The 16,561-nt window shown below is 52.5% G+C and carries 15 protein-coding genes; 14 read left to right on the top strand and 1 reads right to left on the bottom strand.

Annotated features, from left to right (window positions below):
• The first annotated feature begins 233 nt into the window (after positions 1-233).
• The 12 genes from flhD (at position 234) to ACSBQN_RS09065 (ending at position 12,421) form a co-directional block, all read left to right on the top strand.
• Positions 234-587, top strand: a complete 354-nt coding sequence (gene flhD, locus ACSBQN_RS09120) for a flagellar transcriptional regulator FlhD (protein ID WP_004240016.1) — start codon at positions 234-236, stop codon at positions 585-587.
• A gap of 5 nt (positions 588-592) precedes the next feature.
• Entirely contained in the window at positions 593-1,174 is a 582-nt protein-coding gene (gene flhC, locus ACSBQN_RS09115) for a flagellar transcriptional regulator FlhC (protein WP_004236866.1), read from the top strand.
• Between the two features lie 99 nt (positions 1,175-1,273).
• Positions 1,274-2,161, top strand: coding sequence for a flagellar motor stator protein MotA (gene motA / locus ACSBQN_RS09110; RefSeq protein WP_004240017.1), 888 nt, complete (start codon positions 1,274-1,276; stop codon positions 2,159-2,161).
• 7 nt (positions 2,162-2,168) lie between these two features.
• Entirely contained in the window at positions 2,169-3,170 is a 1,002-nt protein-coding gene (gene motB, locus ACSBQN_RS09105; protein ID WP_024473884.1) for a flagellar motor protein MotB, read from the top strand.
• Positions 3,171-3,246: 76 nt separating this feature from the next.
• Positions 3,247-5,319, top strand: coding sequence for a chemotaxis protein CheA (cheA, locus tag ACSBQN_RS09100; protein WP_214167754.1), 2,073 nt, complete (start codon positions 3,247-3,249; stop codon positions 5,317-5,319).
• A 16-nt stretch (positions 5,320-5,335) separates the two neighbouring features.
• A complete protein-coding gene (gene cheW, locus ACSBQN_RS09095) occupies positions 5,336-5,833 on the top strand; it encodes a chemotaxis protein CheW (protein WP_004236862.1) in 498 nt (165 codons plus the stop codon).
• A gap of 95 nt (positions 5,834-5,928) precedes the next feature.
• Entirely contained in the window at positions 5,929-7,614 is a 1,686-nt protein-coding gene (locus ACSBQN_RS09090; protein ID WP_024473882.1) for a methyl-accepting chemotaxis protein, read from the top strand.
• Between the two features lie 112 nt (positions 7,615-7,726).
• A complete protein-coding gene (locus tag ACSBQN_RS09085; RefSeq protein WP_354632825.1) occupies positions 7,727-9,301 on the top strand; it encodes a methyl-accepting chemotaxis protein in 1,575 nt (524 codons plus the stop codon).
• A 119-nt stretch (positions 9,302-9,420) separates the two neighbouring features.
• Positions 9,421-10,284, top strand: a complete 864-nt coding sequence (locus tag ACSBQN_RS09080; protein WP_024473881.1) for a CheR family methyltransferase — start codon at positions 9,421-9,423, stop codon at positions 10,282-10,284.
• Positions 10,256-11,323, top strand: coding sequence for a protein-glutamate methylesterase/protein-glutamine glutaminase (locus tag ACSBQN_RS09075; protein ID WP_024473880.1), 1,068 nt, complete (start codon positions 10,256-10,258; stop codon positions 11,321-11,323). The genes ACSBQN_RS09080 and ACSBQN_RS09075 overlap by 29 nt, the downstream gene beginning before the upstream one ends.
• A gap of 41 nt (positions 11,324-11,364) precedes the next feature.
• The gene (gene cheY, locus ACSBQN_RS09070) at positions 11,365-11,757 is read left to right on the top strand and encodes a chemotaxis response regulator CheY (protein WP_004236857.1); all 393 of its coding nucleotides are present in this window, start codon (positions 11,365-11,367) and stop codon (positions 11,755-11,757) included.
• A gap of 25 nt (positions 11,758-11,782) precedes the next feature.
• Entirely contained in the window at positions 11,783-12,421 is a 639-nt protein-coding gene (locus ACSBQN_RS09065) for a protein phosphatase CheZ (RefSeq protein WP_024473879.1), read from the top strand.
• 60 nt (positions 12,422-12,481) lie between these two features.
• Here ACSBQN_RS09065 and ACSBQN_RS09060 read toward each other — a convergent pair whose 3' ends face one another.
• Positions 12,482-12,805 carry a DUF5339 domain-containing protein gene (locus tag ACSBQN_RS09060; protein ID WP_024473878.1) on the bottom strand — a complete coding sequence of 108 codons (324 nt, stop codon included), beginning with the start codon at positions 12,803-12,805 and terminating at the stop codon, positions 12,482-12,484.
• A 323-nt stretch (positions 12,806-13,128) separates the two neighbouring features.
• Between ACSBQN_RS09060 and flhB the strand changes: the two genes are divergently transcribed.
• Positions 13,129-14,280, top strand: coding sequence for a flagellar biosynthesis protein FlhB (flhB, locus tag ACSBQN_RS09055; protein ID WP_004240019.1), 1,152 nt, complete (start codon positions 13,129-13,131; stop codon positions 14,278-14,280).
• Positions 14,273-16,369, top strand: coding sequence for a flagellar biosynthesis protein FlhA (flhA, locus tag ACSBQN_RS09050; protein WP_214192105.1), 2,097 nt, complete (start codon positions 14,273-14,275; stop codon positions 16,367-16,369). Before flhB ends, flhA begins: the two co-directional genes overlap by 8 nt.
• The last annotated feature ends 192 nt before the right edge of the window (positions 16,370-16,561 follow it).

Below are 16,561 nucleotides of genomic sequence, written 5' to 3'. Positions count from 1 at the left end.
GATTTTAATCGTTACTTTTATTGTTTACAGGTATTCCTGATATGTATTTAATTTAAGTTTACTTTTGTGTGTTTCGCACGCATGCCGGATATTTATATGGATTGGCAGTAAACAATGGAATGAGCTTCTCCGGTATTTATTACATTACGTAAAACAGGATCTCCGGTATCACACAGCGCCGGAGATAGTTTCTGCTGTACTTTGATGCTGCTGATATTCGGAAAGGAAAAAAAATGAGCCAGACGACTGATTTTCTGAAGCATATTTATGATATTAACCTCTCATACCTGCTGTTAGCCCAAAAACTTATTGCTCAGGAAAAAGCTTCTGCCATGTTCCGCTTAGGCATTAACGATGCAATGGCAACTACGTTAGCAAACCTTACGCTCTCTCAATTGGTCAAATTAGCGGAAACCAACCAGCTAATCTGTCAGTTCAGATTTGAAAGCAGCGAAACCATTGAAAAACTCACACGCGATTCCCGCGTGGATGAATTACAACAGGTTCATACCGGAATTTTACTGTCAACCCGTCTGCTGCAAACGCACGGCGCGGCTGGCACTGACTCACACGCAAGAAAAAGATAAGTATCATGGCCGAAAAAAGTATCATCAAAGAGGCTCAGGATATCCGTCTCGCGATGGAATTAATCTCTCTGGGTGCTCGTCTTCAGATGTTGGAAAGCGAAACGCAAATCAGCCGCGGACGCCTGATCCGCCTCTACAAAGAGTTGCGCGGATGTCCGCCCCCGAAAGGCATGCTGCCGTTTTCCACCGACTGGTTTATGACGTGGGAACAAAATATTCACGCCTCCATGTTTTATAACGCCTACGAGTTTCTGATGAACAGCGGACAGTGCACCGGTGTTGATGTGATAGTAAAGGCTTACCGGCTGTACCTGGAGCAGTGTCCTCCGGCGCCCGGTGAAGAGCCGCTGCTGGCACTGACCCGCGCCTGGACACTGGTGCGTTTTGTGGAGAGCGGAATGCTTCAGCGCTCGGTCTGCAGTTGCTGCAGCGGGTCATTTGTCACCTACGCGCACATCCCTGAAAACAGTTTTACCTGCAGTTTGTGCCAGCCGCCGTCACGGGCAATAAAAAAACGTAAACTTTCCGCGCTTCCCGCCGATATTACGCTATATCGAGAGGATGGCATTGCCAAAGCGGTAATGTGACTGGATTGATTTGGTAAACAGGCAAATCCGTTTTGCCTGTCCTTCCTGAAAATTCCCTTTGACTGCCATCCGATACCTAACTGAGTTAAAGGGAATAGTGTGTTAATACTCATCGGATACATCATTGTTACGGGCACGGTCATCGGCGGCTATCTGATGGTTGGCGGCCATATGGGCGCACTTTATCAACCCGCTGAATTTGTTATTATTTTAGGTGCCGGTTTTGGTGCATTTGTCGTCGGTAACAGCGGAAAATCCATTGTTGCCCTGGGTAAAGTCCTGCCGCGTCTGTTCCGGCGCTCCTCCTACAACAAAGCGATGTCAATGGATCTGATGGCGCTGTTGTTCCAGTTACTCAATAAATCCCGCCAGCAGGGGCTGCTTGCTCTGGAAAAAGATATCGAAAATCCGCAGGAAAGCGATATTTTTTCCCAGTACCCGCGCATTCTCAAAGATCCGGCTGCACTGATGTTCCTGGTGGATTATCTGCGTCTGATGATCACCAGTAACCTGCAAAGTCACGAAATTGAAGCCCTGATGGATGAAGAACTGGAAACCTTCCGTCAGGAGAGCGAAGTGCCGGCTTCCGGCCTGAATATGGTCGGGGATTCCATGCCGGCATTCGGTATTGTTGCCGCCGTTCTCGGGGTGGTTAATGCGCTGGGTTCTGCTGACCGTCCGGCCGGTGAGCTGGGGGCGCTGATTGCGCATGCGATGGTCGGGACATTCCTCGGTATTCTCGTTGCGTATGGTTTTATTTTGCCGCTGGCGTCACTGATCCGCCTGCGCAGCGGTGAACAGCTGAAAATGCTGGAATGTATCAAAGTCACTTTCCTTTCATCCTTACAGGGTTATCCGCCGCAAATCGCGGTTGAATTCGGACGTAAAGTCCTGTTCAGCGCCGACCGTCCGTCCTTTACCGAGCTGGAAGACAAAGTCCGTGAAGTAAAAGTCAGCCACCGTACCGAAGCACAGGACGGGGAGTAGACCGACGATGAAACCGGGCAATACGCATGTTATCCGCGTCAAAAAGCGGGGTGGTCACGGGCACGGCGGCGGACACGGCGGGTCATGGAAGATTGCTTACGCTGACTTTATGACCGCCATGATGGCGTTCTTCCTGGTGATGTGGCTGATTTCTATCTCCAGCCCGCAGGAGCTGACTCAGATTGCGGAATACTTCCGCACGCCGCTGAAAACAGCGATCAACCCGGGAACAAAAACCGGGGATGCCACTAACCCGATTCCGGGCGGCGGCAAAGACATCATTTATAAAGACGGTGACACACTGCCGGACCCGGACAGTATGCAGGACGAGCAGGGACAGGATGAAGCCGGTCGTTTTGAGAAACTGAAACAGGACCTGGAGCAGGCGATTCTCAAAGACCCGCGTCTGAATGAACTGAAGCCGCATCTGCTGATTGATACCACCGATGACGGGCTGCGGATCCAGATTGTCGACAGTGCCAACCGCCCGATGTTTATGGTCGGCTCCACTCATGTTGAGCCGTATATGCGGGACATTCTGCGGGCTATCGCACCGATCCTCAATGACGTGCCGAACCGTATCAGTATTTCCGGTCACACGGATGACCTGCCGTATGCCAACGGCGGTAATTACAGCAACTGGGAACTGTCTGCCGAACGCGCCAATGCCTCGCGCCGTGAACTGGTGCGCGGTGGTATGGCCGAGAACAAAATTCTGCGGGTGGTCGGGATGGCATCTTCCATCCATCTGGATAAAAAGGACGGACTTGCGCCGGTGAACCGCCGTATCAGCATCATCGTTCTGAATGAGTCGGAGATGGCAAATATTCTCCATGAATATGAAGGGGCTGTTCCCATTACCGATTTACAGCAGCTGAAGCAGTTACCAGCGCCGCATACAGAGACACCGGCTCCGCCGGAGATCCCGCCGGAAAGGGTGCCGGAACCGGCGACACCGGAGCAGACACCGCCGCAGAACAGCGCTGCGGCGGCGGATACAACACAATAAACAGGATGGACAGGTACTGCCGGATTGCCGGCAGTACCTGTCAGCCGTCACACAAGAAAAAAATTGGATAACCGCGATGGATATAACCGAGTTTTATCAAACGTTCTTCGATGAAGCCGACGAGCTGCTCCGGGATATGGAACAGCACCTGCTGGAGCTTGATCCCCGGGATCCGGACAGTGAACAGCTCAATGCTATCTTCCGCAGTGCACACTCCATTAAAGGTGGTGCGGCAACATTCGGATTCACGCTGTTGCAGAAAACCACGCACACCCTGGAAAACCTGCTTGATAAAGCCCGCCATGATGAGCTGACGCTGACGCCGGATATCATTGATGTCTTCCTTGATACCAAAGATGTGATGGGCTCGCAGCTGGATGCTTATAAGAGCGATACACTGCCGGATGAAGCGAGTTTCAACCGCATCTGCGAAGTGCTGGGGCATGTGGAGCAGAGTGTGGCGGACGCCGCTGTTGTCACGGAAACCGCTGAGCCGGAACCGGTCAGTGAAACCGCAGAAATTACCGCCGGCTCAGAAGAGAGCAGCACAGTACCGGAAACCGGTTTTTCACATCATTTCACGTTTACGCTCAGTAAGTTAAAGGAGAGCGAAGTCGCTCTGCTGGCCGATGAGCTGTCACTGTTCGGCACGGTATACAAAACCGAACAGGGCACCGATACCCTGAAAGTCTGGCTGGGCACCAATACCGCGATTGATGACATCAGCGGCGTGCTCTGCTTTGTGGTGGATGATTCTCAGATTGCGTATGAGGAAACACCGGCAGCGGAATTAACCGCCATGCTGGCCGCAGACAATATTCCGGCAGAGGCGGAAGAAGAAACCGTCAGCGCCCCGGCTGCCGTACCGGCACCGGCAGCAGTATCGTCATCTGCTCCGGCGGCGCGCAAAGCACCGGCTGCGGCGGCAAAAAATAAAGGTGACAGCGGCAGCATCCGTGTGGCGGTGGAGAAAGTGGATCAACTGATCAACCTGGTCGGTGAGCTGGTGATTATCCAGTCAATGCTGACCCAGCACAGCCAGCAGGTGGATCAGGCAGAATATGCGGAGCTGCTCAGTTCGATTGTCCAGCTGGAACGCAACTCGCGGGCGCTGCAGGAATCCGTCATGTCTATCCGCATGATGCCGATGGATTATGTCTTCAGCCGCTTCCCGCGCATGGTGCGCGATATCGCCTCAAAACTGAATAAGAAAATTGAGCTGAAAGTGGAGGGCAGCTCCACCGAACTCGATAAGAGCCTGATTGAGCGGATTATCGATCCGCTGACCCACCTGGTACGCAACAGCCTCGACCACGGTATTGAGAAACCGGATGTCCGCGCGGCAAACGGCAAACCGGAAGCCGGGACACTGACCCTGGCGGCGGAACATCAGAGCGGCAATATCTGCATTGAAGTGCGGGATGACGGTGCCGGTCTGAACCGGGAGCGGATCCTGGCCAAGGCCCGCCAGCAGGGCATGGATGTGCACGACAACATGACCAACGATGAAATCGCGATGCTGATTATGGCACCGGGTTTCTCCACCGCCGAAGTGATCACTGATGTGTCCGGCCGCGGTGTGGGTATGGATGTGGTGAAACGGAATATTCAGGACATGGGCGGCCGTATTCAGATTGGTTTCACCGAGGGGCGCGGCACCGTGACCCGCATTCTGCTGCCGCTGACCCTGGCTATCCTTGACGGCATGTCCGTCAAAGTGGCGGACGATGTCTTTATTGTGCCGCTCAGCGCCATTATCAGCACACTCCAGCCGCGTCAGGAAGACATTTACCGCCTTGCCGGTGAGGAAAAAATGCTGCTGGTGCGCGGCGAATATCTGCCGCTGGTGGAAATGCATCAGGTCTTCGGTATCGAAGAAGCGGAGCGTGATCTGGCGAAAAGTATCGCCCTGATTGTTCAGAACGCCGGTAACCGTTACGCCCTGCTGGTTGACAGACTGATCGGACAGCAGCAGGTGGTGGTGAAAAATGTTGAAAGTAATTACCGCAAAATTCCGGGGATCTCTGCCGCCACCATTATGGGCGACGGTTCTGTCGCACTGATTATTGATGTGGCGGAACTGCAGCGGATGAACAACGAAATTTTGTGCAAAAAGAAAATGAACACGTCACACGTCGTGATGCAATAAACAAAGGTAAATAACCATGTCGATGATGGATGAAGATTTAAACAAACTCGATGAAGAGAAAAACGGCGAAGGATACCTGATTTTTACCCTGGGCGAAGAAGAGTACGGCATTGAGATCCTGAAAGTACAGGAAATCCGTGGTTATGAGCAGGTCACCCGTATTGCGAATACCCCGGATTTTATCAAGGGTGTCACTAACTTACGCGGTGTGATTATCCCGATTATCGATCTGCGTGTGAAGTTCTCCCATCAGAACGTCACTTACAACGACAACACCGTAGTGATTGTGGTCAATCTGAAAGATCGCGTGGTGGGGATTGTGGTGGACGGCGTGTCTGACGTGCTGGTGCTCAAAGATGAGCAGATTGCCCCGGCGCCGGATTTCGCGGTCACCTTATCAACCAAATATCTGACCGGCCTGGGCACCATCGGTGACCGGATGCTGATCCTGGTGGATATCGAAAAGCTGCTTTCCAGCGAGGAAATGGCACTCATCGACAGCATGGCTGAATAATAATTCAGCCAAATGGTTTTGGTTAAGCCATCACTAAAGTTTTTTGTCGTGTGACCGATATCAAAAATACAATAACACTATGCCAGTAGAAAATTATGTATAGCAGAATTAAAATTGTATCAGGGCTTTTATCCGTTATTCTTATATTTGTACTGTTGCAGCTGGCATCCAGCGGGCTGATGTTCAGCAAACTGGGTGAAAACCGCGACAGTATCCACTTTTTGGATTCACTCCAGAGTCAGAGACAGGTTCTGACCCAGAGCTGGGTTAACCTGATCCAGGCCCGTGCCAATTTAAACCGGGCGGCAAACGGCTTTTTGCTCAGAGAGTACACCTTTAAAGATGATGCCACCCCGGATGAGCTGATCAAACAGGCCACCCGTCAGTTAGCGGATGCAGACGCTGCGTATGCCCGCTATATGAAAATGATGGAGGGCACCAGTTACGACAAGGCGAAGTTTGAAAAGCTGCTCTCCACCTATGAAACCTACCGTAATGCACTGACCCGGCTGATGTCCTATGTCCGGGAAGATCAGCTGGAACAGTTCTACACCTATGCCACATCCGGTTATCAGATGAAGTTCGAAGAGCAGTTTAATTCGTATTTCGACAGTATTTCTGCGGCGTTCCGGGGTGAAGTACAGAATGCGGAAGATAACTTCAGTGAATCCCTGTATATGCTGATTGTGCTGGCTATTATTCTCGCGCTGATCAGTCTTATCAGTTACCGCTATGTACAGCGCGGCATTATTCACCCTCTCAATGGTCTGGTTGATCGCATCAAAATCTTTGCTGCCGGTGACCTGACTCCGACAGTTGCGGTGAACGGTAAAAATGAAATCGCTGATCTGGGCCGCGGTGTGCAGCACATGCAGCAGGAGCTGATTAATACGGTGCGCGGTGTGCGCGACGGCAGCGAAAACATCTATCAGGGTACCAGCGAAATCGCCGCCGGTAACAATGATCTGTCTGCCCGTACCCAGGAGCAGGTTGCCTGTCTGGAACAGACGGCTGCCAGTATGGAAGAGCTGACCGCAACGGTGAAACAGAACACCGAATACGCCCATCAGGCCAGTGAATTTGCCGGTCAGGCTTCTGATATTGCCCGTGAAGGCGGCAAAGTGGTGTCCAACGTGGTGAATACCATGCTGAATATCGCTGACAGTTCACAAAAAATTTCCGATATCACTGCCGTTATCGACAGCATTGCGTTCCAGACCAATATCCTGGCCCTGAATGCGGCAGTTGAAGCTGCCCGTGCCGGTGAACACGGCCGTGGTTTCGCGGTGGTGGCGGATGAAGTCCGTAACCTGGCGCAGCGCAGCGCAGATGCGGCAAAAGAGATCAAAATCCTCATCGAAGACTCGGTATCCCGTACCGGAACCGGTGCCCGTCAGGCAGAAGATGCCGGTGAAACCATGACTAAAATCGTGGAATCCGTTACCCGTGTCACCGATATCATGGCGCACATTGCCACGGCATCCGATGAGCAGAGCAAAGGTATTTCACAGGTCAGTATTGCAGTTGCTGAAATGGACAAAGTGACGCAGCAGAACGCCTCACTGGTTGAGCAGTCTGCGGTGGCGGCAAATGTGCTGGAAGAACAGGTGGCGAAACTGTCACAGCTGATAGCCATTTTCCGCTTACCGGCCTTGAAGCACAGGGACGATAAACACACTGAACCGGCGGCAAGAACGATTTCCAATGTCGTGAAAACCCCGGATCTCAGCAAAATATCATCGAAGAATCATCAAGATGATGACAATTGGGAAACTTTTTAACGACGCGTCTGTGCTTTGCGCTGTCAGGGAAACCTGACGGCGCTTTTGTGCATCACAGCGATAATAACAACCGAAGCAGGTGAGCCCGGCCGGACGCAGTGGGGATAGCATTATGTTTGGTAAGAGAATACGGATTTCTGTCAGTTTATATCTGTTGCTTATTTTCTTTTGCGGCATGCAGATAGTGTCCAGCGGATTATCGCTGGGGATTGTTTCATCTGAATTATCGTCACTGGAACGGGTCGATCTCGGCTCAAAAAAACGGGCATTACTGGTGTCTTCTTATGAAGATCTGATGCAGGCCCGTAACCTGCTTACCCAGGTTGTTGTTCATATTAAAGTCGGCTCTGAAGAGAGCGATATCCGCCAGGTCAAAGCTGCGTTTGATTTGCTGCTGGATAAAGCGGCGGAGGATTACAGCAACTTCAAATCCCAGCCCGTCCTCAGTGAGAAAGAGGATTTTGCCGGTATTGAAGAACAGTATCAGTCTTACCTTGGTGTGATTAAAGAACTGCGCGGTTACATTGATAACGCCAATATCCCTGCCTATGTGGAACACCCGACCCAGATGTATCAGGACAGAATGGGGGCCGTGGTGAATGATTATCTGGCGTTGCTGGATGAAGAGAGCCGCAGTGCGATTGAGTCCGGCACGTTCTATAACCGGATGGCGTGGATTATGTTCTTCGGCGTTACCGCCACCATTCTGCTGATTTCCGGTCTGGCTCATTTCTGGATGCGTTACAAAGTGATTAATCCGCTCACCAGTATGAGCGAGCACTTTATGCAGGTCGCACAGGGCAAACTGAACCAGAAGATAGAAGTGACCACCCGTGATGAAATCGGTGTGGTATTCGGTCAGCTTAAGCTGATGCAGGAATCGCTGGCAGAATCTGTCTCAAACGTTCGTCTGAATACAGACCAGATGTATACCGGAATTCGCGAGATTGCCCTGGGTAATAATAATTTATCATCACGGACAGAGCAGCAGGCTGCCTCCCTGGAGGAAACCGCCGCCAGTATGGAAGAGCTGACCGCAACGGTGAAACAGAACGCCGATAATGCCCGTCAGGCCAGTGAACTTGCGGTGATGGCATCAAAAACCGCGAGCCGTGGTGGTCAGATCACGGACAGTGTGATCGAAACCATGACCTCGATTGCCAACAGTTCGCAGAAGATCAGCGCCATTATCAGCGTGATCGACGGTATTGCTTTCCAGACCAACATCCTGGCACTGAACGCCGCCGTGGAAGCCGCCCGTGCCGGTGAGCAGGGACGCGGATTCTCCGTGGTCGCCGGTGAGGTGCGTGCGCTGGCACAACGCAGTGCGGATGCCGCGAAAGAGATTAAATCCCTGATTGATGAGTCAGTTGACCGCGTCGGCCAGGGAACGCAACTGGTGGACAGCGCCGGTAAAACAATGGAAGAACTGGTCACTGCGGTGAACCAGGTGACGGAACTGATGAGCGAAATCGCGTCTGCCTCCAACGAGCAGAGCCGTGGTATCGAGCAGGTGGCAACCGCCGTCAGCCAGATGGATCTGGTGACCCAGCAGAACGCCGCACTGGTTGAGCAGTCAACAGGTGCAACAGCCGCACTGGAAGATCAGGCGAATAACCTGGTCGACACGGTCGCTTTCTTTGAGCTGCCGGATAACAGGGGCACTCAGTCCGGCTTTGCCGGCTGACAGTCCTGATCACCGCCTGACACCGGTTCGTATCGCAGACGCCGGCGGCAGGCGGTAACTGATCGGTTTGTACTGAAGACTGTCAGTGAATCGTTTTTACCGAAAGGACAACAAGTACGATGCTTTTTGCGCCACAGATAGAACCACTCACAGATGATGAGTTTGGTCGGGTGTGCCGGTTTATTCATAAAAAGTCAGGCATCGTCCTTAGCATGAATAAAAAGAATATGGTCTACAACCGCCTGTTAAAGCGGCTCAGAGACTGCAATATGAGCACATTCGCTGAATACCTGCGTTTGCTGGAACGGGAGCCGCTGCACCCGGAATGGCAGGCATTTATTAACGCAATGACCACCAATCTGACCGCATTTTTCCGGGAGCCGCATCACTTTCAGACACTGACTGACTTTATCCGTCCCCGCCGTAACCAGCCGATCACTATCTGGTGCGCGGCTGCCTCGACAGGGGAAGAACCGTATTCGATCGCCATGACACTCAGTGATGTTCTCGGTGCGAACGCCATGAATGCCAAAGTGATCGCCAGTGATATCGATACCGAAGTTCTGGAGAAGGCCCGTAAGGGCGTCTACCGTATCGAAGAGCTGAAAAGCCTCAACGCCCTTCAGCGTCAGCGCTATTTTATGAAGGGGGTCGGGGAATATGAAGGCTATGCCCGGGTGAAACCGGCGCTCGGCCGGATGATTGATTTCCGTTATCTGAATCTGACGGACAACGACTGGCAGTTTCAGGGGCAGTTCGATGCCATATTTTGTCGTAATGTCATGATTTATTTCGATAAGGATATGCAGAAACAACTACTGGAACGTTTTGTTCCGCTACTGAAGCCTGACGGGCTGCTGTTTATCGGGCACTCGGAGAACTTATCACAGTTATCTTCGCGTTATGTCATCAGAGGACAGACCGTGTACAGCATTCAGGCGGCCGGGAGAAGTGATGAAAAAAATAAAAGTACTTTGCGTTGATGACTCGGCGCTGATGCGCCAGTTAATGCGTGAAATTATTAACAGCCATCCGGATATGACTGTGGTGGACGTAGCTCCGGATCCGTATGTTGCGCGTGATCTGATTAAACAGCATGAACCGGATGTGGTGACGCTGGATGTGGAAATGCCGCGGATGGACGGCATCGATTTTCTGGAAAAACTGATGCGCCTGCACCCGGTACCGGTGGTGATGGTCTCCACACTGACCTCCAAAGGCTCGGAAGTGACGCTGAAAGCCCTGGAACTTGGTGCGGTGGATTTTGTCACCAAACCGCAGATCGGGATCCGCGAAACCATGATGAGTTACCGTGACCTTATCGGTGAAAAAATCCGTGCTGCGGCGATGTCAAAAATCACGCAGGGTAACCGTTTCCGCCGTCAGGAAAAAGTGACGGCAGCACCGGCGGTTATCAGCAAACCGCTGTCATCGTATGTCTGCCATAACCGCCTGATTGCGGTGGGCGCATCGACCGGCGGAACGGAAGCTATCCGTCAGTTCCTGGAGATGCTGCCGCCGGAGTGTCCGCCGGTGGTGATCACCCAGCATATGCCGGCCGGTTTCACCCGCTCATTTGCCGAGCGCCTGAACAAGCTCTGTGCGCTGACGGTAAAAGAGGCGGAACACGGAGATGTGCTGCGCAAAGGGCATGCTTATATTGCCCCTGGCGATGCGCATATGCTGATTGCGGATAAAGGCCAGGGTTACCAGGTGGTGCTTCAGCAGACACCGCCGGTAAACCGTCACCGCCCGTCTGTGGATGTGCTGTTTGACTCAGTGGCCGAATGTGCCGCCCGCAAATGCATCGCGGTCCTGCTGACCGGTATGGGTATGGACGGTGCGCGCGGTATGCTGAATCTGCGGCAGAAGGGCGCGGTCACGTATGCCCAGGATGAGCGCAGTTGCGTGGTCTTCGGTATGCCGAGAGCGGCGATTGAACTGAATGCGGTCGATGAAATTCAGGATCTCGTCAAAATTGCCCCCAGTGTGCTGGGCAGACTTGCTGCCGTTTCCGCCTGACGGAACCGGCAATTATTCATTGTATTATTGCAGGAGTGGTTATGGCCGCTAAAGATTTGAATTTTCTGGTAGTTGATGATTTTTCCACCATGCGCCGTATCGTGCGTAACCTCTTAAAAGAGTTGGGCTACAACAAAATTGAAGAGGCGGAAGACGGTGTGGATGCACTGGAGAAAATCCGTGCAGGTCAGATTGATTTCGTGGTGGCAGACTGGAACATGCCGAACATGGACGGGCTGGAGCTGCTGAAAACCATCCGCGCGGATGATGCACTCAAACATATCCCGGTCATGATGGTGACCGCCGAAGCGAAAAAAGAAAATATTATTGCCGCCGCTCAGGCCGGTGCCAGCGGTTATGTTGTCAAGCCGTTCACTGCCGCGATCCTCGAGGAAAAACTGAATAAAGTCTTCGAAAAAATGGGTCTGAACTGAGGGGCTTCAGCAGAAGGAAAGCAGGATGACGGAAAATAAATCAACGGACAGAAACAAAAACAGTGATGATGATTTAAAACTGATCATCACCCGGGTCGGTTTTTTAACGAGGATGTTAAGAGAAAGCATGCGTGAACTGGGATTAGAAAAGGGCGTGCAGCAGGCGGTCGCGACAATTCCGGACGGAAAAGACAGACTGCGCTACATCGCTCAGATGACTGCACAGGCGGCGGAAAAAACACTTAACGGTATCGACACTATCAAGCCGTTGCAGGTAAAAATGCACGAGGACGCGCTGGATTTGCAGGCGCGCTGGCAATCCTGTCCGTCAGCGGAGGTCGATCCGGCCCTGCAGGAATCCACCATGGCGTTTATCCGCCGGGTGATTGACGGCAGTGCGGTGACCAAAAGTGAGTTACTGGAAATTATGATGGCACAGGATTTCCAGGATCTGACCGGTCAGGTCGTGAAAAAAATGATGGAAGTGGTGGAAGAAACAGAGAAACAGCTGCTGTTTCTGCTGATGGAAAACACCCCTGCGGAAATCCGTGCAAAACATCCGGTCGACAGTCTGAAAAACGGACCGCAGATTGATCCGAAAGGAACCAATGTGATGGCATCACAGTCACAGGTTGATGATCTGCTTGATGAGCTTGGTTTCTGATATAAAAAAACCGCAGCAGGGATGCCGCGGTTCAGAACGGTCAGTCTGTCACAACGGAAATCAGATACCCATTGCCTGCTTAATCTGAGCCATTGCGTCGCTGCCTGCTTTGCATGCTGCGTCCTGCTGCTCTTTCGGCAGTGTTGCGATTTGTTTTTTCGCGTCGTCAAACTGTTTCAGCATTGGTTCTAACTGTGCTTTAACCGCTTCGTTGTCACCGGCTTTTTCAGTTGCTTTCTTCACTAAATCATCGACTTCAGCAAAGTATTTGTTACAGGTTTCAGTTGCACCCGGAACGGATGATGCTGATTTTTCTTCGCCGGAACATGCTGTCAGAGCCAGAGCCATTAAACCCAGAGAGCAGGCTAAAATTGTTTTTTTCATCAGTGAGTACCTTGTGATTATCGTGGAATAAAACAGTGGCAAATTATAAAGTACCGGTAACAACTGCCTATCGGAATTGTTCCTAATTTAACACTCCGTGCGAAATACGGGCTTTCATCAGGTTCAGCGGCTTAATTTGACTATATTGCGTTGCTGACCACTGCCTGCGGGTGTCACTGAGTGATTTTCTGCTGATAATTCCGCCACTCCTGCTTTAATCAGGGAATTACACCGTTAAGACCGGTCATTTTCCACCATTGAATTTGCCGCATTCTGTCATGCTATAGCCATAAGCAAAATCCCGGCAGACGGCGGAGGTGTGAGTGTCTGATGAAAGTGATGTGGAAAAAACAGAAGAACCCACCCCCCATAAAAAACAGAAAGCCAAAGAAGACGGACAGATTGTCCGCTCCAAAGAACTCAGCTCACTGATGATGATGCTGGCCGGTATCAGCCTGCTGTGGTTAAGCGGCGGCCATCTGGCGGGACAACTGCGTGATATTTTTCGTCAGGGATTTCTCTTTGATAACTTTTATCTGCAGAATCCGGGGCTGATGCTGCGTTTTCTCGGAAAAGTCATTGGTGAAGCGTTATTCGCGATGCTGCCGGTTGTCGGCGGACTGGCGCTGGTCGGTATTTCGGCGTCGGCACTGGTCGGCGGACTGGCGTTTAACACCAAATCCATCAAGTTTGATCTGACAAAACTGAGCCCGCTGAAGGGCTTTAAACGTATTTTTTCCATGAATGCGCTGGCCGAATTATTCAAGGCGATTCTTAAATCCCTGCTGATTGGCCTGGGCGCATGGATTTTTTTATGGCAGGCGTGGCCGTCCTTACTGCATCTGGCGATGGAATCCCCGTCAACGGCAATGGCCAATGCGATGCAGAAAGTGATTTTTGCCGGTTACCTTATCATCTTCATGCTGATCCCGATGGTGGCGTTTGATGTGTTCTGGCAGTTCCGTTCGCACCTGAAAAAGCTGCGGATGAGCCGCCAGGAAATCAAGGATGAATTTAAGCAGCAGGAGGGTGACCCGCAGATAAAGGCCAAAATCCGTCAGCAGCAGCGCGCGATGGCGCGTAACCGCATGATGGCTGATGTGCCGCAGGCGGATGTGATTGTGACCAACCCGACGCACTACGCTGTTGCCCTGAAATATGACGAGAAAAAAATGACCGCACCGAGAGTACTGGCCAAAGGTGCCGGGGTGCTGGCACAGCGGATCAAAGAGATAGGTGCGGAGAACCGCATTTTGCTGCTGGAGGCACCACCGCTGGCGCGGGCACTTTACCGCCATGCTGAGGTGGGGCAGTCAATTCCGGTGGCACTGTATTCCGCCGTGGCGGAAGTGCTGGCATGGGTGTTTCAGCTGCGCCGCTGGCGTCGTGAAGGCGGCCTGAAACCGAAAAAACCGAAGAATTTACCGGTGCCAAAGGCACTTGATTTTGTTGGAGAAAATACCCGAAATGGCTAATCTGGCTGCACTTTTGAGATTACCGAAAACGATGCAGGGAGCACAATGGCAGTTACTTGCCGGGCCGGTCCTCATCCTGATGATCCTGTCAATGATGGTACTGCCGCTGCCGGCGTTTGTGCTGGATTTGCTGTTTACCTTTAATATCGCGCTGTCCATTATGGTGCTGCTGGTGGCGATGTTCACCCGGCGTACCCTCGATTTTGCCGCGTTCCCGACTATCCTGCTGTTCTCCACCTTACTGCGTCTGTCACTGAACGTGGCATCCACCCGTATCATCCTGATGGACGGCCACACCGGTCCTGCGGCAGCGGGCCGGGTGGTTGAGGCGTTCGGGCACTTCCTGGTCGGCGGTAACTTTGCCATCGGGATTGTGGTCTTTATCATCCTGGTGTTAATCAACTTTATGGTTATCACCAAAGGTGCGGGACGTATCGCCGAAGTCGGTGCGCGCTTTGTGCTCGACGGTATGCCGGGCAAGCAGATGGCGATTGATGCGGACTTAAACGCCGGGATCATCAATGATGAAGAAGCCAAACGCCGCCGTGCGGAAGTAACCCAGGAGTCCGATTTCTACGGTTCAATGGACGGGGCCAGTAAGTTTGTCCGCGGTGATGCCATCGCCGGGATTATGATCATGGTGATTAACGTGATCGGTGGCCTGATTGTCGGTGTGGCTCAGCACCATATGCCGCTGGGCGATGCAGCCAGCACCTATACCCTGCTGACCATCGGTGACGGTCTGGTGGCGCAGATCCCGGCACTGATTATCTCAACCGCAGCCGGTGTGATTGTGACCCGCGTTGCAACAGATGAAGATGCCGGTGAGCAGATGGTCACCCAGCTGTTCAACAACCCGCGTGTGATGTGGCTGAGTGCCGGGGTTCTGGGTCTGCTGGGGCTTATCCCGGGCATGCCGAACTTTGTGTTCCTGCTGTTCACCGTGGCGTTGGCATCTCTCGGCTGGTATCTGGTGAAGAAAAGTAAAGAACCGGTCAAAGAGACGGAAAATAATGAGCAGGAGCAGCACTTCCGTGAGGCGAATAAAGTCACGGAAGCGACCTGGGATGATGTGGTGGCGGAAGATCTTCTGGCGATGGAAGTCGGTTACCGGCTTATCCCGCTGGTGGATAATGACCAGCAGGGCGAACTGCTCGGGCGGATCCGCGGGCTGCGCAAAAAATTTGCTCAGGAAGTCGGCTATCTGCCGCCGGTGGTGCATATTTGTGACAACCTCGAGCTGGCACCGACCGCTTACCGGATCCTGATCAAGGGGGCGGAAGTCGGGCGCGGCGAGGCTCAGCCGGGCCGCTGGCTGGCGATTGACCCGGGCAATGCGGCAGGCTCTCTGGAAGGGGATGCCACACAGGAACCGGCATTTGGTTTACCGGCGGTGTGGATTGATGATGATCTGCGTGAGCAGGCACAGATTCAGGGTTACACCGTGGTTTCAGCCAGTACGGCGGTGGCGACACACTTTAATCAGATTTTGCTGGAATACGCCAGTGACCTGTTCGGCCGTCAGGAAGCACAGATGCTGTATGACCGCGTGAAGAAAGAGATGCCGAAGCTGGCGGATGACCTGATCCCGGATACCTTATCGCTGACCGTTTTCCACCGCGTGCTGCAAAATCTGCTGACCGAAAATGTCATGATCCGCGATATGCGCACCATTATTGAAACCCTTGCAGAGCAGGTTGGTGAGAACGGCGAGCAGAAAGATACAGATGTTCTGACATCTCAGGTGCGGATAGCACTGGGCCGCGCTATCACTCAGCAGTGGTTCGGGGCATCAGGGGAAATTCAGGTGATTGGTCTGGATGCGGGGCTGGAACAGATTCTGTTGCAGGCAGCGAAAAGCGGCGGCGGTCTGGAGCCGAACCTGGCACAGAATATCGAAATGCAGGCGATGAGTGCGGTACAGCACCAGGAAGCTATGGGGGCACCGACAGTATTGCTGGTCAATCACTCACTGCGTCTGATCTTATCCCGCTTCCTGCGCCGCAGTCTGCCGCAGCTGGCGGTGATGTCCAACCTTGAACTGAATGACCGCCGTCAGATACGGATGACCTCCATGATCGGCGGCTGAGGCCGGACAACATAACCACGATAAGGGGAGCCCGCGCAAGCCGGTTCCTCTTTTTTATATTCAGCCCGGCTGAATATGTTCCGCAATCCATTTTTGTGTCTGTGATTTAATCTCTTCTGGTTAGCAATTTTTTCAGCTCTGCTCATATCCTCCGAAGCATACGGAAGAAGATTTAATACCGCTGTATTTTTT

Origin of the sequence: Morganella sp. B601 (assembly GCF_051172335.1) — a bacterium.
Lineage (GTDB): Bacteria > Pseudomonadota > Gammaproteobacteria > Enterobacterales > Enterobacteriaceae > Morganella > Morganella morganii.
The sequence above is the reverse complement of the archived record's forward strand: the minus strand, read 5'-3'. Positions and strand labels throughout refer to the sequence as shown.